24 protein-coding genes and 1 pseudogene are annotated in these 18,517 nt (G+C 66.5%); 11 read left to right on the top strand and 14 right to left on the bottom strand.

What is annotated here, in order from left to right:
- Positions 1 to 229 precede the first annotated feature (229 nt).
- On the bottom strand, positions 230 to 1,414 hold the full coding sequence (locus tag CCO03_RS08890) for an MFS transporter (RefSeq protein ID WP_087280030.1): 1,185 nt from the start codon (positions 1,412 to 1,414) through the stop codon (positions 230 to 232).
- 106 nt (positions 1,415 to 1,520) lie between these two features.
- Here CCO03_RS08890 and CCO03_RS08885 point away from each other — a divergent pair, with 106 nt between their 5' ends.
- On the top strand, positions 1,521 to 2,024 hold the full coding sequence (locus CCO03_RS08885; protein ID WP_087280027.1) for a MarR family winged helix-turn-helix transcriptional regulator: 504 nt from the start codon (positions 1,521 to 1,523) through the stop codon (positions 2,022 to 2,024).
- A 455-nt stretch (positions 2,025 to 2,479) separates the two neighbouring features.
- Here CCO03_RS08885 and CCO03_RS08880 read toward each other — a convergent pair whose 3' ends face one another.
- Positions 2,480 to 2,725, bottom strand: coding sequence for a hypothetical protein (locus CCO03_RS08880; RefSeq protein ID WP_087280024.1), 246 nt, complete (start codon positions 2,723 to 2,725; stop codon positions 2,480 to 2,482).
- A gap of 238 nt (positions 2,726 to 2,963) precedes the next feature.
- Between CCO03_RS08880 and CCO03_RS08875 the strand changes: the two genes are divergently transcribed.
- The 5 genes from CCO03_RS08875 to CCO03_RS08855 all read left to right on the top strand — a co-directional run bounded on the left by CCO03_RS08875 (position 2,964) and on the right by CCO03_RS08855 (position 7,953).
- The gene (locus tag CCO03_RS08875; protein WP_087280020.1) at positions 2,964 to 3,455 is read left to right on the top strand and encodes a hypothetical protein; all 492 of its coding nucleotides are present in this window, start codon (positions 2,964 to 2,966) and stop codon (positions 3,453 to 3,455) included.
- A 264-nt stretch (positions 3,456 to 3,719) separates the two neighbouring features.
- Positions 3,720 to 4,733 carry an AraC family transcriptional regulator gene (locus tag CCO03_RS08870; RefSeq protein WP_087280017.1) on the top strand — a complete coding sequence of 338 codons (1,014 nt, stop codon included), beginning with the start codon at positions 3,720 to 3,722 and terminating at the stop codon, positions 4,731 to 4,733.
- Positions 4,734 to 4,876: 143 nt separating this feature from the next.
- The gene (locus tag CCO03_RS08865) at positions 4,877 to 5,476 is read left to right on the top strand and encodes a 2-hydroxychromene-2-carboxylate isomerase (protein WP_087280014.1); all 600 of its coding nucleotides are present in this window, start codon (positions 4,877 to 4,879) and stop codon (positions 5,474 to 5,476) included.
- Entirely contained in the window at positions 5,476 to 6,684 is a 1,209-nt protein-coding gene (locus tag CCO03_RS08860) for a CaiB/BaiF CoA transferase family protein (RefSeq protein WP_157667602.1), read from the top strand. Before CCO03_RS08865 ends, CCO03_RS08860 begins: the two co-directional genes overlap by 1 nt.
- A 270-nt stretch (positions 6,685 to 6,954) precedes the next feature.
- Positions 6,955 to 7,953 (top strand): Bug family tripartite tricarboxylate transporter substrate binding protein, encoded by a 999-nt coding sequence (locus CCO03_RS08855; protein ID WP_087280008.1) that lies wholly within the window; start codon positions 6,955 to 6,957, stop codon positions 7,951 to 7,953.
- Positions 7,954 to 8,085: 132 nt separating this feature from the next.
- On the opposite strand, the gene CCO03_RS20590 is transcribed toward CCO03_RS08855, so the two are convergent.
- A complete protein-coding gene (locus CCO03_RS20590) occupies positions 8,086 to 9,504 on the bottom strand; it encodes an IPTL-CTERM sorting domain-containing protein (protein ID WP_157667601.1) in 1,419 nt (472 codons plus the stop codon).
- A gap of 154 nt (positions 9,505 to 9,658) precedes the next feature.
- Between CCO03_RS20590 and CCO03_RS20620 the strand changes: the two genes are divergently transcribed.
- Together CCO03_RS20620 and CCO03_RS08835 are read left to right on the top strand one after the other, a co-directional pair.
- The gene (locus tag CCO03_RS20620) at positions 9,659 to 10,651 is read left to right on the top strand and encodes a hypothetical protein (protein ID WP_087279999.1); all 993 of its coding nucleotides are present in this window, start codon (positions 9,659 to 9,661) and stop codon (positions 10,649 to 10,651) included.
- On the top strand, positions 10,627 to 11,232 hold the full coding sequence (locus CCO03_RS08835) for a hypothetical protein (protein WP_087279994.1): 606 nt from the start codon (positions 10,627 to 10,629) through the stop codon (positions 11,230 to 11,232). The genes CCO03_RS20620 and CCO03_RS08835 overlap by 25 nt, the downstream gene beginning before the upstream one ends.
- Positions 11,233 to 11,486: 254 nt before the next feature.
- Here the strand turns inward: CCO03_RS08835 and CCO03_RS20355 are convergent.
- A pseudogene (locus tag CCO03_RS20355) lies at positions 11,487 to 11,641 on the bottom strand (PrpF domain-containing protein); the annotation flags it as partial.
- Between the two features lie 322 nt (positions 11,642 to 11,963).
- Here CCO03_RS20355 and CCO03_RS19700 point away from each other — a divergent pair.
- The 3 genes from CCO03_RS19700 (at position 11,964) to CCO03_RS20350 (ending at position 14,093) form a co-directional block, all read left to right on the top strand.
- Entirely contained in the window at positions 11,964 to 12,176 is a 213-nt protein-coding gene (locus tag CCO03_RS19700) for a hypothetical protein (protein ID WP_157667572.1), read from the top strand.
- Positions 12,177 to 12,295: 119 nt separating this feature from the next.
- Complete coding sequence (locus CCO03_RS08825) at positions 12,296 to 12,616, top strand: hypothetical protein (RefSeq protein WP_087279772.1); 321 nt, start codon at positions 12,296 to 12,298, stop codon at positions 12,614 to 12,616.
- 421 nt (positions 12,617 to 13,037) lie between these two features.
- Entirely contained in the window at positions 13,038 to 14,093 is a 1,056-nt protein-coding gene (locus tag CCO03_RS20350; RefSeq protein ID WP_236904094.1) for an AcrVA2 family anti-CRISPR protein, read from the top strand.
- On the opposite strand, the gene CCO03_RS08815 is transcribed toward CCO03_RS20350, so the two are convergent.
- The 10 genes from CCO03_RS08815 to CCO03_RS20835 all read right to left on the bottom strand — a co-directional run bounded on the left by CCO03_RS08815 (position 14,068) and on the right by CCO03_RS20835 (position 18,457).
- Positions 14,068 to 14,463, bottom strand: a complete 396-nt coding sequence (locus CCO03_RS08815) for a hypothetical protein (protein WP_236904093.1) — start codon at positions 14,461 to 14,463, stop codon at positions 14,068 to 14,070. The genes CCO03_RS20350 and CCO03_RS08815 overlap by 26 nt on opposite strands.
- Positions 14,460 to 14,834: a hypothetical protein gene (locus tag CCO03_RS08810; RefSeq protein WP_157667570.1), complete on the bottom strand. Its 375-nt coding sequence runs from the start codon at positions 14,832 to 14,834 to the stop codon at positions 14,460 to 14,462. Before CCO03_RS08810 ends, CCO03_RS08815 begins: the two co-directional genes overlap by 4 nt.
- A complete protein-coding gene (locus CCO03_RS08805) occupies positions 14,831 to 15,466 on the bottom strand; it encodes a glycoside hydrolase family protein (protein ID WP_087284450.1) in 636 nt (211 codons plus the stop codon). Before CCO03_RS08805 ends, CCO03_RS08810 begins: the two co-directional genes overlap by 4 nt.
- Positions 15,453 to 15,680 carry a hypothetical protein gene (locus tag CCO03_RS19695; protein ID WP_157667600.1) on the bottom strand — a complete coding sequence of 76 codons (228 nt, stop codon included), beginning with the start codon at positions 15,678 to 15,680 and terminating at the stop codon, positions 15,453 to 15,455. Before CCO03_RS19695 ends, CCO03_RS08805 begins: the two co-directional genes overlap by 14 nt.
- A gap of 4 nt (positions 15,681 to 15,684) precedes the next feature.
- The gene (locus CCO03_RS08800; protein WP_087279988.1) at positions 15,685 to 16,173 is read right to left on the bottom strand and encodes a hypothetical protein; all 489 of its coding nucleotides are present in this window, start codon (positions 16,171 to 16,173) and stop codon (positions 15,685 to 15,687) included.
- A 1-nt stretch (position 16,174) separates the two neighbouring features.
- Positions 16,175 to 16,390, bottom strand: coding sequence for a hypothetical protein (locus tag CCO03_RS08795; RefSeq protein ID WP_087279985.1), 216 nt, complete (start codon positions 16,388 to 16,390; stop codon positions 16,175 to 16,177).
- A gap of 55 nt (positions 16,391 to 16,445) precedes the next feature.
- Entirely contained in the window at positions 16,446 to 17,195 is a 750-nt protein-coding gene (locus CCO03_RS19690; protein WP_157667599.1) for a hypothetical protein, read from the bottom strand.
- Between the two features lies 1 nt (position 17,196).
- On the bottom strand, positions 17,197 to 17,427 hold the full coding sequence (locus CCO03_RS19685; RefSeq protein WP_157667598.1) for a hypothetical protein: 231 nt from the start codon (positions 17,425 to 17,427) through the stop codon (positions 17,197 to 17,199).
- A 102-nt stretch (positions 17,428 to 17,529) separates the two neighbouring features.
- On the bottom strand, positions 17,530 to 17,976 hold the full coding sequence (locus tag CCO03_RS08790) for a hypothetical protein (RefSeq protein WP_087279982.1): 447 nt from the start codon (positions 17,974 to 17,976) through the stop codon (positions 17,530 to 17,532).
- 19 nt (positions 17,977 to 17,995) lie between these two features.
- Positions 17,996 to 18,457 (bottom strand): hypothetical protein, encoded by a 462-nt coding sequence (locus CCO03_RS20835; protein ID WP_157667597.1) that lies wholly within the window; start codon positions 18,455 to 18,457, stop codon positions 17,996 to 17,998.
- Between the last annotated feature and the right edge of the window lie 60 nt (positions 18,458 to 18,517).

Raw genomic sequence — 18,517 nt, 5'->3', positions numbered from 1 at the left:
GGCCCCTCAGCGCTGTGGGTGGCGTCTCGGGGCTTGGGCGTGCTCAGTCACCCTTCAAAATTCACGAGGTATACCCATATTTTCGATTCATGAATCATCGACCTATCACCATACTGCCCATCTGCTTCGTGCTGCTTCGACCACACTCAGGCATCAACGATGCTGACGGGCGCGTCAGCCCAAGCGCCCCCACCCTTCGCCGAACCCGCGCGGATGGGGCGCTCCTCCCTCACGCCTGCATCCGGTGGTAGCTCGCCGGCGCAAAGCGTGTGCAGAGCACCAGCAGCGCCAGGGCGCCGACGAGCATGACCAGCCAGGCATGGCTGAGGTCTGCAAACCGATCCCGCAACACACCAGCCAGCAAGGGCATGAGGCTGGCCAGCATGTAGCCGCCACCTTGAACGAAGGCCGTCAGCATCCCCGCTTGAGCCGGGTCGTCGATGTGGTCCAGCGTGACGATCAAGGACAAGGGAAACAGCGCCCCAATGCCGATGCCCAACAACAGGCAGGCGGGCAGCGCCAGCGACAGCGGCGCCACCAGCAGGCACACCAGGCCAACGATCAGGGCCGCCAACGCGGCAGCCAGTGGCTTGCGCCGATCCGGCCATCGATCGATCCAGGCCGACACGGCCAAGCCGACGATGACCTCCGCCAGCGTCAGGCCCCCGAGCAGAAACCCCGCCGCAGCGGGGTGCCAGCCCAGCCCCGTGTAGTACGGGGGCAGCCACGCCAGCACCAGGGTGTAGGCCCCCGTGCTGATGCCGAAGAACGCCATCAAGGCCCAGGCACGGCGATGGCGCCAGAAGGCGGGCCTGACCACTTCTGCTGCGGCAGCGCGGACGGTGACCGGCGCGGTGGCCCCCCGCGTGGCCAGCCACCACACCGGCATGCCCAGCAAGGCCGGCACGGCCCAGACAGCCAGAGCCCCCGTCCAGCCCAGCCTGCTGGCCAGTCCCGCTGCCGACGCCGCAGCGAACGCCGCGCCCGCCATGATGCCGGTCGTGTAGAGCGCGAAAACCCGCCCGGCATCCGCCGCAAACCGCCGCTTGATGAACGCCGGGACCACCACCTGCACCCACGCAATGCCCACACCGGCCACGAGCGCCGTGGCCACCAGCCCCAGCGTGCCCATTGCCACGGCGCGGCCCGCACACGCGATGAACACCAGCGCCAGACCCACACAGATGCCCCGGCGTTCGTCCAGCCCCTGGCGGATGCGCATGCCCCACACGCCCACAAACCCCATGGCAAACACCGGCAAGGTGGTCAGCAGGCCCGCCTGGGTGTGCGAGAGACCGGTTGCGGCTTCGATCATGTCCAGCAGCGGGCCAATCGCCGCCAGCGCGGGACGAAGGTTGAGGGCCACGCACACGACGGCGAGGGCGACGAGCCACGAGCGGCTTTGAACAGTCATTTATCTTCATCAAAAGTATCTTGATATCAAATCATATTCACCTCGTTGTGTTGCGGCAAGGCCTTAACATTGCCACCAAGTCAAGTAACTTCACATCAAGCCAACCATGTCAGACCGCGCACACCGTGCAGAAGAACAGTGGACGCGCGAACGCGCCGACCTCGACGCCCACGTCATGGCCTTGGTGGGCCGGCTGCTCGAAGCCGTCCACCTGCTGGATCGGCACTGGTTCGCGCCGCTGGCCGCGCAGTTCGAGCTGCAGAACGGGGAGTTCGATGTCATCGCCACCCTGCGGCGCTCGGGCGAGCCGTACGCGTTGACACCCAAGGCGCTGCATGAGGGGTTGATGCTGTCGTCGGGCGCCATGACCAGCCGGCTCGACCGCATCGAGCGCAAGGGCCTGATCGAGCGGGTGCCGGCGCCAAACGACCGGCGCAGCGTGCTGGTGCGGCTGACGCCCGCCGGGCGGGCGCTCATCGACCACGTGCTGCCGCTTCACGTGGCCAATGAGCAGCAAGCCCTGGCGTCGCTGAACGCCCAGGAGCAAGGGCAATTGAATGACCTGCTGACCAAACTCGTCGCCGGTCTGCGCAACAAGCCTGGGGCGTGAAGCGGCAGCGGGCTCCATCCCGGCTGAAGAACAGGCGCCGGTCCACCGCCTGACGTTCCGAGAGGCAACGCGGTGTTGGCCGCGGGGCGACGATCACTGCCGGGGTACACGCTGTACGCGGCCCCTGAAGCCTCATGCGACGCGCCCGGCACCGCGAGGGGCTCATCCACCCAGCATAGGCGTGGAAGCGCGTGAGCAATGGCGAGACGCGGCGGCCAGTCCAGCTCGCCCCGCTTTCCGCACCAACGGTCGGCGAACCCTCGGCCACCGATGCTCAAGCCCATGACATGGAGCGCGCGTGGTGTGCGCTGGGTCGTGCGGACTCAAGGGCCACGCGTCGAGACATCCCGATCGGCCATGACCTGTCCCCGGTCAATGTCTCTGGGAGGCGGCACCGTGGACACCGCATGCCCGTCAAAAAAAGCGTCTTGGCCAAGGCCAAGCCGCCGACACCTTCAACGCTGCTGCCCGCCTGGGTTGCGGTTGTTGTTGGCCTGATTCTCCTGGCCGCGTTGGCTGCTCTTCTGATCCTGTTGCTGCTGGCCGCCCTTTTGGTCCTGTTGCTGCTGGCCGCCCTTTTGGTCCTGTTGCTGCTGGCCGCCCTTGGGATCTTGCTGCGGGTTGCCTTGTTGCTGCGCTTGTTGCGCGTTGTCCTGCGGTTTCTGGTCATGGCGGGTTTGCTGGGTCATGGTCTGCTCCATCGAGTGAACCGAAAAAAGCTTCGGCCACTTCCCCTGGCAAGGGCTGTGCCTGCACCCCTTCACGCCCCGCGGGTGTCCGGATCACCCACAGGCTGGCAATTTCTTCCGTAGGCTTTTCAAACCTCCGTCAAGCGTGCCGGGGCGTCCCCGCCAGCCGCCAGCGTTCGGGACACACCTGCAGGCGCCGGGTGCGGGTCGCTCCATACTGCAATGCCTCGACCCGAACTCCAGGCAGCCCATGACCGCCCCGCAACCGCAGACACCTTGCACCCGCGTACTTCGCGAGGCCTTGCTGGCAGGCACGCTGGCCAGCGTGCTGTCGGCGGCGGCCCTGGTGTGGGCCGGGCACCGGGAGGTCCGCAGCACGGCCGCCCCGCTGAATGCGGTCGGCCACTGGCGCTGGGGCAATGCCGCCTTCCGGCAATACGGCTTCACGGGCCGGCACACGGCACTCGGGTATGCCATTCACCATGGTGCGTCGATCTGGTGGTCAGGTATCCACGCTTTTGCGATGACAAACAATCGGTGTGCCAGCCATACTGTCACCATCGCCGGCGGATCATTGGCCACCAGCGCCGTGGCCTGGGTGGTGGACTTCAACTGCATCCCCAAGCGCCTGACGCCCGGGTTTGAACACCACCTGTCACGCTCGGCGCTGGTGGGGGTCTACCTGCTGTTCGCGGCCGGTCTGGCGCTGGGCGCCGCCCGCAGCCGCAGGTCGACGCGCTGACCCCACACCGGGCATCCGTCCACGGTGTTCACGTCGCGGCCTGCGCAACCCGCTTCCCAATCCACCCCACATCCCTGGCTTGACGTGCGTACAAGCCATTCGTGGCCCATTCACTGCACGTTCCAGGCCCGCGCCAGCCCATTCAGCGGTCGCGTCTGGCCGCCACACGCAAGCCCGCGCACCCCTCCCGGGCGACCTTGCCCAGGCCGCTCATCCGCCGGCGCAGTCAAAATTCGGTCAGCTCCGCGACCCCTGGTCCCACCCATGCACAACACCCAGCACACCATCCCCACCGCGCATGTGAACCGGGTATTGCTGGGTGCTCGTCGCCAGGGTTTCGACATCCAGCCGATACTGGCGCATGTGGGCCTTTCGCAAGCGCTGCTCGCTTCGCCGCTGGCCCGCGTCAGCCAAGACCAGTACGCGCGCTTGCTGGCGCGCCTGAGGCGCGTGCTGCGCGACGAGCTGTGGGGGCTCTCGTCCACGCCGCTGCCGCTGGGCAGTTTCACCCAGTGCTGCCGGCTGATGCTGGGCGCACGCACGCTGGGTGACGCGCTGACGCTGGGGCTGCGCCACCATCGCCTGCTGATGCACGAGCTCGTCCCCCGGCTGGTGGTGCACGGCGAGCTGGCGCACCTGCGCATCGGCTCCCGCACACCGGTGGATGTGGCCCTGGCACAGGCGCAACGCACCTTCATCTTCTTCGCGCACGGCCTGGGCTCGTGGCTGGTGGCGCGTCGCCTGCCGTTGGTGGCCCTGGAGTACCCCGCCGCCGTGGCAGCCGAGCTCCGCGACGCCGGCTCGGTGCTGCAGGCGCCCGTGCAGGGCACGCTGAGCGACACCGTCGGCTGGAGCATGGACCGGCGCTGGCTGGCCTTGCCGGTGGTGCAGACCGAGGACAGCCTGGCCGAATTTCTGCGGCACGCGCCCGGCAACCTGCTGGTGCGTTACCGCGACGCATCGAGCGTCACCGAGCGCATCCGCCGCCAGTTGCGCGCCCATCTGGCGGGTGAGATGCCCTCGCAGGAGGCGATTGCAAGCGCCCTGGCGATGACGCCGCAGACGCTGCGGCGCCGTCTGCTCAGCGAAGGCCAGGGCTACCGTAGCATCAAGGAGGGGCTGCGCCGCGATGCCGCGATCGAGTACCTGGCCCAGCCCGAGCTGACCCTGCCCCAGATCGCGCATCGGCTGGGCTTCTCCGAATCCAGCACCTTCCAGCGCGCCTTCAAGCAGTGGACCGGCGTGGCGCCCGGCGAGTACCGGCTGGCACACCAGTGAGGCCGCCCCTGCGCCCGGCCTGATGCCCTGGCAGCGGCCCGGCGCGCCGGGCCAGCGCGTCACGGTTGTCGAAATCGGCCATGGTGGCTGACGAAAGTTGCCATTGAGCCATTCGAGCACGCAGGACACACTGCGCGGTTGCCATGCTCGACTTCTACTTCGACTTCTTTTCGCCCTACGGCTACATCGCCTCCACGCGCATCGAGGCCCTGGCCGCGCGCCACGGCCGCGGCGTGCGCTGGCACGCCTTCCACATGCGCAGCGTCATGAAAGACCGGCTGGGCCTGACGCAGGCGCTCACGGCGCTGCCGCTCAAGGGCGACTACATCCGCCACGACATCCGCCGGCTTGCACGCTGGCTGGACGTGCCCTACGCGCCCGGCGACACGGCGGCCTTCGTCAACGTGGCGGCCGACCGCGCCTTCTGGCTCATCCACGACCAGGACGCGGAGGCCGCCAAACGCTTCGCCGCCGAGGTGTTTCGCCGCCATCACGCGTTGGGCGACTCACCGCGCGACGCACAGGCGCTGATGGACATCGCCGTCGCCACGCGTGCCGACCTCGTCGACCTGCCACAGGCACTCGACGGCCAGGCCTGCAAGGACCGGTTGCGCGACGCCACGGACGCAGCCATGGCCGCTGGCGTCTGGGGCGCGCCCACCTTCATCGCCGACGGCGAGATCTTCTGGGGCGTGGACCGCATGCCCATGCTCGAACACTGGCTGCAACACAAGGAATGGTGATGACTCAAAACCCCAAGAAGGCAGACCCGAAAGCCCCGCTGCGCGGCATCCGCGTGATCGACCTCTCGACCATGTTGGCCGGTCCGCTGGCCGTGAGCATGCTGGCCGACCAGGGCGCAGACGTCGTCAAGGTCGAAGCCCCCGAAGGCGACACGAGCCGGCGCATCGGCCCGGCCAAGGGCGATCTGTCGGCCATGTTCGTCGCGGCCAACCGCGGCAAGCGCTGCATCACCCTGGACCTCAAGACCGAAGGCGGCCGCGAAGTGCTGCGCAAGCTGCTGAGCGATGCCGACGTGCTGGTCGAGAACATGCGGCCCCAGGTGCTGGAGCGGCTGGGCTTCGGGCGCGCCGCGCTCGAGGCGCTGAACCCTGGCCTGGTGCACGCCTCGGTCACCGGGTTCGGCCCCGACGGCCCCTATGCCGAAGGCCGGGCCTACGACGCCGTGATCCAGGCCCTGTCGGGCATGTGCGCCGTGCACGCCCAGCCCGCCGGCAGCGACCCGCTGCTCGTCACGACCACGCTGTGCGACAAGCTCACGGCGCTGACCGCGGCCCAGGCGATCTCCTCGGCCCTGCTGGCGCGCGAGCGCGGCGCCGGCGGCCAGCATGTGCAAATCGCCATGCTCGACGCGGCGCTGGCCTTCCAGTGGCCCGATGCCATGTACAACCACGTCTTCCTGGACGACGCGCCCCCGCCCGCGCCCGAATTCGGCGCCAGCCACCGACCCTGGAAGACGCGCAACGGCGCCCTGACCACCAACACGCCGCAGCGCAGCGAACTGGTTGGCCTGGTCACGGCCCTGGGCCGGCCCGAGTTGGCCGACGACCCGCGCTTTGCCAGCGTGCCCGCCCTGCAGCGCCACGGCCAGGCCTTGCGCGACGAACTGGGCCCGGTGCTGGCCGAGCTGGACACCGACGAGGCCGTGCGCCGGCTCATGGCGCATGGCGTGCCCGTGGGGCGGGTCAACAACCGGACGGAGGTGTTGTGCGACCCGCAGGTGGTCCACAACGCCAGCCTGTGCGAGGTGGCCAACGGCGATGTCGGCCGGGTGCGCCTGCCAGCGGGTGCCGCGCGATTTGGCCAGGGCGCCCGGCAGCTGCCCGGGCCTGCGGCCCACCGAGGCCAGCACTCCCGGGAAATCCTGGCCGACTTGGGCTACGACGCGGAGGCGGTGCAGCAGCTGCTTGCATCCGACGCGGTGGCCTGACGGCCAGGCAACTGGAGGAGAGGAGACAACCCGACCCGCCGCGAGGACCGACATCCGCAGGTCTTCACGCCAAAGCGGATCAACGACTGGGGATGCCCGACCCCTAGAGGCTTGGGCCCCGCGTTTGATCGCCTGTTGTGGATCAATCGTTCATGAGCCGGCAGGCCCTGCCGGCTTCGACCGCCACGCGCTTGCAGTTGAGGCCCTGGCTTTTGTGCGCGCCGCGCACCAACAACGCGGTCATCCGTCCGCATTCAAACCACTACCACCATGTCCCATGCCGTATCGCGCCGCGCCCTTGCGCTGGCCCTGCCCGCCCTGCTCGTCACAGGCCATGCCAGCGCCCAGGACGCCGCCGCCAACTACCCCAACCGCCCCGTGCGGGTGATCGTCGGCATGCCCCCAGGCGGCGCCACCGACATCATGGCGCGTGTCATCGGCGAGAAGCTGGGTGCCCAGTTGGGCCAGTCTTTCGTGGTGGACAACCGCCCGGGCGCGGGCGGCATCATCGGCACCGATGCGGTGGCCAAGGCCGCTCCCGATGGCTACACGATTTCGCTGATCCTCAGCGGTGCGGTGATCGCGAATCAGTTCGTCTACAGCAAGCTGCCTTACAACCCGGACAAGGATTTCACCTACGTCTCCCAGGTGATGGAGGGGGTGGTGGTGCTAACGGCCGATGCGAAGGCGCCGTACAAGGATGCCAAGGAGTTTGCGGCGTATGCCAAGGCCAATCCGGGCAAGGTGTCGTATGGCTCGTACAGCACGGGCTCGTATGGGCACGTGGTGATGGCGTACATGAACAAGCAGCAGGGGGCCGACATGACGCATGTGGCCTACAAGGGCGAGGCGCCGATGATCCAGGGCATGCTGGGCGGTGAGGCTCAGCTGGCGTTTGGCAGCGTGATGAACATGGGCCCGCATGTGGCGTCCGGCAAGTTCAAGTACCTGGGGGTGTCCGGTCCCAAGCGCATGGCGGCACTGCCGAATGTGCCGACGCTGGCCGAGCAGGGCCTGACGGATGCGCCCTACCGCATGTCGGGCTGGGCCGGGTTCATCGCACCGGCGGCCACGCCCAAGCCCATCATCGACAAGCTGGCGGCGGCCATTCACACGGCCATGGCCGATCCGGCGATCCAAAAGCGCATCCGCGACATGGGCTTTGAGCCGACGCTGGACAGCTCGCCGGCCAAGAACATGGAGCGCTACAAGCACGATGTGCCGATCTGGAAGAACCTGATCGAGTTGGCCGACGCCAAGATTCAGTGAGCCGGGGACGGCCGGCCTAACCACCCCTTGCGCCAGGCCAGAAGCCTGGGCGGACTGCCCACCCTGCGCTGCGCCGGGTGGACATGGCGCCCAGGTTCGGGCCATGCACTCAGGCCCGTGTCATCGCCTTCTTCAGGCGCGGCGGCGTCGATAACCCATCAGACTCAGCACACCTGTCAACAGCCCCAGGGCCCAGGTGCTCAAGGTCGGCACCGGTGCCACCGCGTTCGCGGCCGCGGCCTGAATGGAGATGTCCTGGGTCACGCGGGCCGCCGAACCATAGGGCACACCCTCGACATCTCCCCCCGGCTGGTCGGCGGCGATGGTGCACACACCGGCAGCCAAGGGCGTCACGGTGGCGCCGGTGACCGTGCACACGCTCGGCGTCAAACTGCTGTAGGTGACGGGCAAACCCGAACTGGTCGTGGCGGCGAACTCCAGCATGAAGGTGCCGTCAGCCATGCGGTGCGAGGCCGGCTGAGCCGGAAAATCGATGACCTGGCTGGCAACGAAACTCATGCGCACCAAGCCTGGTTGCCCGGCAGCGCCCCCATTGCCCCCGGCGCCAGCCCCCATGGCCGGGCCACCCGCCTGCCCACCCTGAATGCCGGCGCCATCCGCGCCCGCCACGCCGTCGCCGGCACACGCCTGCACCGCCAGCGGCCCCGTCAAAGCTTGACCGTCGACGCCGGGACTCCCTGGCACGCCGGCCATGCCATTTCGGCCAGGTTCTCCCTCTGGCTGCCCTGGCGAGCCCTCGCCACCGCTTCCGCCATAGCCGCCAAAGCCCCCTGCCCCAGCGGCGCCGCCGACGCCTGGCACGGTGCCGTTTCCGCCTGGGCCGCCGTCGCCGCCATCACCGCCATTGCCACCATCCCCACCGTTGATGCCGGGCCCAAAGAACGAGCCGTCCCACAAGCCACCCGAGGAACCACTGGCTCCGTCTCCGCCCTTGCCGCCCGCACCACCCGGGCCGCCTGTGGCCCCGGCGCCGCCGCCGCCGCCCGGCGCGGCCTTGTATTCGCCGCTGTCGCCCCCGGCACCGCCCGCGCCGCCGCTCGTTGCGGTTGCCCCTCGTCCTGGTCGCCCCTTGGCCTGATCGAAATAGTTCAGGTTCACCGTGCTGCCGCCTCCGCCGCCGCCGCCGTTGGCGGTGACGCCCGCGAGGCCGACGCCCGTAACGGCCGACAAGCCGCCGCCCAGGCTGGATGTACCCACCCGCGTCCAATCCACAGTGTTCGCAGCCCCTGCCGCACCACCGGCGCCCACCCGCACCGTCAGCATGGCACCAGGTGTCACGGTCGCCGTGACCCGGCAATACGAACCACCGCCACCGCCACTGCCGCCGCCCGGCACACCATCCCAACCTTTGTCGTTCGAGCCACCCCCACCACCGCCGCCCCAGGCTTCAAAGGTGATGCTGCTGACACCAGCCGGCACGGTACAGCTGCCTTCGGCATTGGGGCCGATGACGCAGTCTGCCGCCCAGACCTGGCTTGCGATGCCCAATGAAAGCAAGGACACGGCTTTCGCGCGCTGAATCTTCATCATGTTGTTTCCTGGTCAACCGCAACCCAACCATGGCGTGCATGTCGGCGAAACAGCCCCTCTTTCAAGGAACGAATGTGTCGCCCATGCTCCGATTCGTCATGTTATGAAATACTTAATTCGTATCATAATTTAGCGAACCTTTTGGAGGCAATGCATGAAGTTTTCCACATGCGCCAAAGCCACATCCCTGCTCTGCCTCGGCATGGCAGGCCCGGCCATGGCGACCGATTGCATCAACGGCGTGAATGGCACGGGCACCTGCACCGTGCCCGTTGGCGTCAGCAGCATCACCATCGAGGCCTGGGGTGGCGGTGGCGGCGGTGGCGCCAGCGCAGGCGCCTTGAATGGCGGTGGGGGCGGTGGCGGCAGCTACTGCAGGGCCACCTTTGCGGTGGCCGCCGGCACCTCGCTGAACGTGCAGGCCGGTGCCGCCGGTCAGGCCGCTCACGGTGGCGGCATGTCCTTTGTACAGGGCGAAGGCATCTCGGGCATGACCGCCAACGGCGGCGGGGGCGGCGGCAACGCCAGCGCCAGCGCGTCTGGCGGTGTGGGTGGGGGCGCAAGTTCGGCCCAAGGCGGATCGGGCGGCCGAGGTGCTGCCGGCGCCAATGGCTTGCCAGGCACTGCGGGCGCAGAAGGCACCCGGGGTGCGCCCGCCACCGACAACCCCGCGAGCCCCTCTCGCGGTGGCGTGGGCGGCAATGGGGGCGACGGCGGCGATGGCGTCGCAGGCGCCACCGGCGGCGGCGGCGGCAGCGGCCTCCAAGGCGGCACCGGGGGCGCCGGAGGCAATGGCGGCGTTGGTGCCAACGGCGGCGCGGGTGGCGCGGGCGGCCCCCTGGGCACCGAATCCCCGCCCACTTTCATCTACCGAACCGGAGGCGATGGCGGCAACGGTGGCCGCGGTGGCGCGGGCGGCTCCGGCGGTCAAGGTGGCCCCGGCGGCGACGGCGTGGTCGCGGGTGCCGGCGGTGCGCGGGGATGGGCGGTGTGGGTGGCCGCGCCGCGGGTGGCGGCAGTGCGGGCGAGCTCGGCAACCCCGGCACAGCCCAGCCTCCTGCGGACGGCAACAGCGGCAAGGACGGACTCCCCGGCATACCGGGCACGGCGGGCGCGGCCGGTGTGGCGCTCGCGATCGCCAACCTGACTGCATGCGAAGGCGGCCTGGCCGGCAGCGATGGCGCCGGCGCCAACGGCGGCGCGGCGGGTGGCCCTCTGGCCGATGCCGGTCAAGGCGGTGCAGCCGATGCAGCAGGCCAGGCGGGTCTGGTGCGCTTCACGTTCACGGTCACGCCACCACCCACCGCCACACCGGCCGCCAGAGGCTCGGCCGTGGTGGGTGGCACGGTCACGGGCTCTTACGTGTACACCGGAGACACGGCCGAAGACACGACGGGCAATGGGTCCCGCTACGCCTTCGTCACCAGCCCCCTAAGCACCCTGGCTCAATCCCGCGACGGCACGGTGGTGCAACAAGGCACGACGGGCGGCGCAGACGTCACCTACACCCCGACGGCTGGCGACAGCGGACTGCACCTGTTCTTCTGCGTCACACCGGTCGCCATGGGTGCCAACCCCGGCCTGGAGGTGTGCACGGCCGTGGGCCAAGTGACGGCTGCCGCGTCGGGGACCACTCGGCCTGTGCCCAGCTTGTCAGCCCTGCCGTTGATGGCACTCGGCGGCCTGCTGGGCGTCCTGGGATGGCGTCGTCGCCGTCCCTCGGCGTGAAGGCGGGTTGAACCCGAAGGGTGCCGTCAGGTCTGCGGCCGACGGTGCCGCAGGCAGGGTCACCAGGGCTGTGACCATGGCCCCCTGCCGGGCTGAATGCGCGCTCGATTACCGGTCTGGTGCGAACCAGGCCAAGCCCCTTCCCTGCAGGCAGGTGCAAGGCCAAAAAATTTCCCAGTATTGCCCTGGTTCCGTTATTCATCGAACGGATTTGACCGCATACCCTGCCACCCATTCATTGGGAAATAAAGCCTTCAGAAGCTGTCGCCAGGCACGCGCACCCAGCCCTCCATCAGCATCCGTGCGCTGTGGCTCACACAGGCCTGAATCACGATCCATCGACCTGACGGCCTTCGGCTCCGACACGCAAGTTGCCCGAATGATGGCCAAAGCGCACCGACTGGTGTTCGCCGCAGGTTCACCAGCGTGCCCTGCAAGGCATTCACCGGGACATGAGCCCAAAAGAAAAACCGCCGCTACCTTTTGGATAGCGACGGTTTCAATGTTTTGGCGGAGAGGGAGGGATTCGAACCCTCGGTACGGGGATACCGTACGCCTGATTTCGAGTCAGGCAACGAATCACAGGCAATGGCGTAAGGTATTGATCTGATGACGATTTCAGATTCGCATGTGTTGCCCACAATGCATGAATTGCATAGAGTTTGGCAACTTTTTACCCACCCTCTTTTAAGCTAAGGGGGAGTATTTTTTGCGTCGATCCAGAGTTACTCATGAGCACCCCTCCCAAGACCCAAGCCGAGCGATCCCGAGCAAGTGAAGCACGCAGCATCAAAGCTGGTGCTGTTCGGATGCCGGGCGGCTTGCTGTCCACTGAAGCCGCGCGGGCACTGGCTGACTTGGTGGCCAGCGGCTATGCCGCGAGCAAAACGGCGGTCATAGAACGCGCCCTTTTGGAGGCCAAGGGTAAACACCTAGAGAGATAAGCCTCAAAGGCCTTGCGTTACGCGCGCAACGCGGTACATTACATCCATGGACAGCAGCAAAGCAGTCCACCACCTGCCGGCGGTGTGTAGCCGGATAGTCCTCAAATCGGAGTCGAATCATGAACAGCCAACCCGCTCGCGTCCGCATTGTTGCCATCGACAATGGCAAAACGTGGGACCACCAAGCCACGCGCTGGTCGGATTTTCCCGCCCAGAATATCGTTATGCGCGTCCTCGTGATCCGTGGCGAAAACAAACTGGCTCTGGCCGAGGCCGCATGCGAGGCCGCATATGCGGCAGGACAAAACGCCCATGCAGTCCTGTGCATCGACAACGATGCCGCCATTGCGACCCGCGTGGAGGCTCTGCGCGCCGAATGTGCATACGACCACCGGACGCCAGGCGGCGTCGAGGCTGTGGTTACGGTAGAGATGTCATGAGACCCCGCGCGAATAGAGCAACGCCGATTGTCATCAGCACACGCCAACTGGGCGGCAATCGAATCATCATTCACCGCGAGTGGCCTGCACCCCCTAACGCGCACAGCCTATCCCCAGCGGCGACGCTGGGGTATGTGTGTCTGCGCGTGTTCGCGGGCGGCGTAATGGAGCGCTACCCCAGCGGGCGGAGTGCTCCAACTGCCCACAGTGGCCCCCGCGTGGCCCGACGCGTGGAGATTCCTGACCTTGACCTACTGCGCCGGCCTGATCTGCCGGCCATCGTGAACGCCATCAGTGATCTGCATCGCCGATGGCCCCGGCTGTGGTTCTATGACTGCACGGGGCTCGATCTGGCGGCACATTTCGCCGCACCCGGCCCAGAGGACTGGGCCCCACCTGGCTCGGATGATCTGAGCGACCTATGACCCAATTTCAGAAACGCACCCACATCGCACGCACCCAGCTTGAGCAGGCTGGGCGCCTGCTGCCCGGCATCTGGGCCGCCTGCGATGCGGTGCGAGCAGCCGAGTCGCAGCCCCCAGGCATCTACCTCACCGATCCTGCTGGCGGCGAGGCCTACGCCCGCGCCGCAGTCGAGGCGGGCGGAATGGGGGCCGCACGGTCCCTCATGGCGCTGACGCCGCTGCAGCTCACGCAGGCGGCCATGCCGTTCACGACCCTGGCCGCTTGGCGCATGACGCAGGGCATCTATCGCGTGGATCCGGCCCTGTACGCCGCCCTCATCGACACTGACCTGCGTGGCGACCTGCCGGCACAGGTGCTGGAGCGCCTGCCGGAATGGTGCCTCTACATCGAGACACCCGGTCTTCAGGCGGTGCGCCATGACAGCCACCGCGTGCCCCTGCTGGGCGTGTGGGCACGGCTCAATCGGCCCGATGGCGCGCCCGTCGAGTTGGTGCTGGGCCAACTCATCGAGGGCCATCCACGCATCGAGCACCAGGCCATCCCGCTGGTGGGCACGCTGCAGCAGTCCCTCGCCGGCGTATTCGCCGAGTGGGATGCAGACCAGGGCGCGCTGCCCGGCGTGAACGCCTGGTGCGCGGCCGTCATCAGCCTGCTGCTGTATATCTGCGAAGGCGACGACATCCAGGGCCGGGGGCACCCCGGCAACCCTGAGCCGACGCGCACCCGGCGCGACGGCTGGCGTCTTTTCCCGGCCCAAGGCGTCCGCATGTGGGACGTGGGCGTGCGCATGGGCGCTGCCCTGCGTGCGGCCTACCAGGCCGCCGAGACGGACCAGGGCGGCACGCACGCCGGCCCGCGTGGCCATGTCCGCCGCGCCCACTGGCACGGGTATTGGAGCGGCCCGATGAAAGACAAGGACGGCCAGGACATCCCGCGCGAGCGGCGCAAATTCGACCTGCGTTGGCAGCCGCCCATCGCCGTGAATCTGCCTGACATCGCCAGCCTACCGGCGACCATCCGAAAGGTCAGCGCACCGCCAGCGACCCCCTGAGCCCATAGCCTGATTGCTTAACAGGCACACGGCAATTCGCCAAGGCCGTTTCAAGCTGACCCGCGTAACCCTCCCACCGCTCAATTGACGCGATCATCGCCTGCACGATCCGGTCTAGATCGGCGTCTGTCGGCAGGCTGTCAACGGGCATGTTGGGCTTTTCCGGCACCGGCTCCTGACACGCAATCGGGATGGGCACATTCACGCGAATGGTGCGGGCGGGCTCTGGGGTTGTCGATGCACAGCCGGAGAGCGCCAACACCGCAATCGCCGCCCACGGCAAGAAGCGTTTAAACCATTGATTTGATTGAGATATCGGAATTCCGATATCGCTTTTTTGGCATTTCCACGCCCAGGGCGATTTCGTCATTGTTTGCGCTCCTTCAGCCATTCGCTAGCCCTTGCCTGCGCGCTCAGGCAGGCATCCTGAGGCACTGGTGCCGGGGTCATCAAAACGGTGTCGGCCCGCTTGTAGTGCACATCCGCCTTGGCCTTGGCCTGCTTTCGGCTCTCGCTCGCAGCCTCCGCTCTGGCCTCGGCCACTTGGCCAAGGTTTGCAACCCCGTCGCTACATTGCTGCGCGACGGCTTCAGTTCTCTCGGCATCGCTTGAGACGGCCTCGCGCTTGGTTGCCTCCGTCGTCGCCTTGTCGCGCTGGCCCAGGTAGGCCCAGCCCAGCACGGCATTGCCCGCCACGCTCACGGCGAGTGCGACAGCCAACCACTTTGCGATGAGAGTCATGGGTTGACCCTCCATTCGCGGCAGATCTCGTCGTTCGAGTCCCCGCGGATTGCCAATCCAGGCAGTACTTTGGAAACGCCGTTGACAGTGCCTTTGTTCCAGCGCGGATTCTCCCGACAGGCCCCCGTCAGATCGCCGGCATTGGCCTTTCGCCGCATGGTGCTGCCCGTGAACGCTGCTTCGCCCTTGTTCCAGATGAAATCGACGAACGTCGCCTGCGTGTAGGGGTCGTAAGTCGGCCAGCGCGGCAGCAGCTTTTGCGCGGCGGCCTCGGCTTTGATGTAGCGGGTTTTCTCCATCCGATAGCAGTCAGCCGGCGTGTAGTACCGACTTGCGACCACGCCCGGCCCAGTGATGCCGTTGCACACCGTGAGTGGCTGGCCCTTGCCAACCTTATCCACATACGGCGTCCCAATGTGCCGATTACTCGACTCATAGAAGTGCCCCATGACCATGGCAACCTTCACGGCCTGAGACGTGCCTTGGTCCGCCGCCACGGCTTGCGCGTATTTGTTGCGCAGCGCCTCTTGCCTCACCTCTGTGGCCACATACGTCCCACCGCCAACCCCACCCAACAGCGCCAATGCCGCCAAGCTGGTCCTCAGCATCTGAGGCACCTTACTTTTGCTCATGAATACCCCCCTGAAAAACAAAACGGGCCACAAGGCCCGCTGCTGCACAGATCACGCCGGCTATCTGTAGCCAGATCGACCACCTGAGCGATGTCGAAAAGCTGCCCCAGGTGCTCAAGAGCACGTCAGCCACTTGCAGCAGCACGGACAGCAGGAAGAGCCGAACCGACCACGCTTTGCGCAGTACGGCTGGCCAGTTGTGGATGGCTTGCATGGGGTCAGTTTTGGTAGATCGGCATTGGCCGGGGCACGGGTGGGTGCGGAGGCCGATCAGCCGGTTGTGTTGGCGGCAAGAACCTGGGCGGCGGTGGCGATGGCTTGCGCACCGTGGCCGCAGCCTTGCGCACGGCGGCGGCGGCTTGGTCCACCTGGGCAGCACCGGCCTTGACCTTGGCGCTTGTGGTGGCCAGCTCACCCACCAGGGTGCGCACTTCATAGATCACTTCTTTGGTCTCACCCAAGGTTGTGGCCTGCTTGTCTTGCGCAGCCAGAACCTGACCTGTCAGGGCATTGATCTGGCTGGTGTAGCTCTCGATAAGCTGCGTGCGCTCGCGCGAGTTGCGCCACTCAGTGACAGTGACGCCAATGAGCGTGCAGACCAGGCCGCAGATCAACAGCAGCACAGTCAGCCCGGCGTACTGCCAGAGCTGCTGCTTTCGGGTGATGACTTCCTGCTCGGGCAGGACCGTTTCCAGAAATGCCAGCATGTCAGCCCCCTTTGCCCACGACGAGCGCAACCACGGCGGAGATGACGGCCATGAGCATGATGGCGACAGCGCCGTACACCAACTTCGCAATCGGTGACAGCTCGGTCTTCGTCACGTAGTTGGCTTTGACATCGCGCTCAAGCTCGGTGACATCTGAGCGAATCGACGTGACCCGCTCTTCGAGCCGTGTGACGCGTGTCTCGATCTGGTCGCTCATGTGGGCTCCATGAAAAAAGCCACCCGGAGGTGGCCTGTGTTGTGTGGAGTTGCTGTCAATTGATGAGTGCTCCTCGCCGAGTTCCGGCAGACTGCCACGTGACGTAGCTGTTGCCGTCAACCGCCGCTCCTGCAGCAGCTCCGAACCCCCACTCACTACGGCTGTAGCTGCTCACATCACCGCCGAATGAACCACCAGTACCCTGTGCTCCTGCCTCACCCAGACCACCTCCGTCCCCACCATCGCCACCTTCCGCCCAGCCAGATGCGAAGGTGATCGAAGAGTAAGACCACTGCCTGGGGCCACTATCCACGCCGGATTGAGCAGACATCTGCGTGGTGCCGCCAAGCTCCAGTCCAGCGCCGGCCCCTCCGTTGCCTCCAACCACGGAGCGTGATCGTTCTTCCACCTGGATGCCCACCGTCGCGCCCATGCCGCCGCCGCCGCCGCCGCCAGCTATTTCGCCGGCATTGTTCACAGTGACAAACACTCGCGTCGTGAGCGCGGGCCCACCCGCAGTGCCGTGGTAAGCACCCGTTCTGCCAGCCGCTCCCCTGCGACCGAGAATCGTTGAGCTCGCACCAATGTTCAGCGTCACCCCTCCTGGGAATGGGGTGCTACCCAGGTTGAGTGCGCCCACAATTGGCGCTGTGATGTTCACCACCAGAAGCTCCTCTTCGTCCCATCCTGCGGCAATTGCCAAGGCTCGGATGTTGGGGGCATACACGCTGCTCGCAATCGTGAGCGTGAAACTTGGGCCAACCGGAGGAGCAAGCGGGCCAATCAAAAAGGGGGTGAACCGCATGTCAGCTATTCAGGATGAATGAGCCGATCCACTGGTCAGCTCCGGTCGATTGCGGACGGCGGAATTGGAAGAGGTGAATCTTTCCTGTTGTGTATCCGCTGGGAGTATTGCCACCCATCCATCGAACATTTCCAGGGAATGAAAGCGTACCTCCGGAATGATTCACTTCCAATTCGAAAATCTTCACATCTTCAGGTGGGTTGATAAACGTGAACGCCGTGTTGCTGCTCACGGTTTGATGAAAGTAGGTGCGCTTGGACAGATCGCACACTCCGCCCGTGATCTGTAGAGACAGTGGCGCCTTTGCTTGTTGAGCTGCTGATGTCATAGGTCCTCAAACGTTGACGGTCACTGCAAAAGTGAAAAGTTCATCCAAGTCTTCTTCAGACAGCGACAGCAACGTGGCCATGACTTGCATCGTTTCGCTGTCCCTACGCCATTCAGTTGCGCGCGACAAGCCGATGTTCGCTGTGTAACGCGCAGCAGGGTCTGAGATGCCCGCAATGGCTGCCTTTACGTCATCCTCGGTGATCTGCTTGAGCACAAACAGGGCGACGAGGCCCTGGGCGGGCGTGCAGACCTGAGGAACAGCCGGGGGGCCTGGATCAACGGGCGCCACCACGGGGGGCGTGAAGGTCCCACCATCCCAGGACCAGCCAATGCCCGCATCGCCAGCGGGCTCGATGTGGTCCCACTCGCTGGCGATGGTGGCCACGAAATCGGCGTCGGCCACGATGGTGTTAACCACGGCGCCTTCTTTGATGAGTGCGTAAGTCAGCATTATTCGTTCCAGATAAAAATCACGTAGCCGCTGCCGCCTGCACCGCCTGCGTTGTTGCCACCAGACCCACCGCCACCGCCACCCGAATTCGCCCGTCCAGGGGAGCCCGGATTGCCACCCACGCCGCCGCCACTGGAGCCCCCACCGCCAGAGCTTGCGGTTGAATGGCCGCCGCCGCCACCACCGCCGAAGCCATCCAGGCCTTGGCCGCCATTGCGACCAATCTCACCGGATACACCACCACTTCCGCCGCTTGAGCCGTGGGTGCCGTTGCCGCCGCCAACTGGAGCTGTGCCCTTTTCACCAACACCTCCCGCACCGCCACCGCCACCACCACCACCAGCTCGGCCACCACCACCACCACCACTGGCGCCGTCGCTCCCTGCGCCACTATTTGAGGTTGTGCCAGCGCCGCCACCTCCGCCACCACCTGCCGCTGATAGCAGGCCCCCAATGCTGGTCGTGCCACCGTTAGTGCCATTCCCCCCTTGCCCCGCGCCACCTGCTGCACCGCCTGCACCGCCGCCGCCGATAGTCACAG

It is taken from the genome of Comamonas serinivorans (genome assembly GCF_002158865.1).
In the GTDB taxonomy this organism is placed as follows: domain Bacteria; phylum Pseudomonadota; class Gammaproteobacteria; order Burkholderiales; family Burkholderiaceae_C; genus Comamonas_E; species Comamonas_E serinivorans.
The sequence above is the reverse complement of the archived record's forward strand: the minus strand, read 5'-3'. Positions and strand labels throughout refer to the sequence as shown.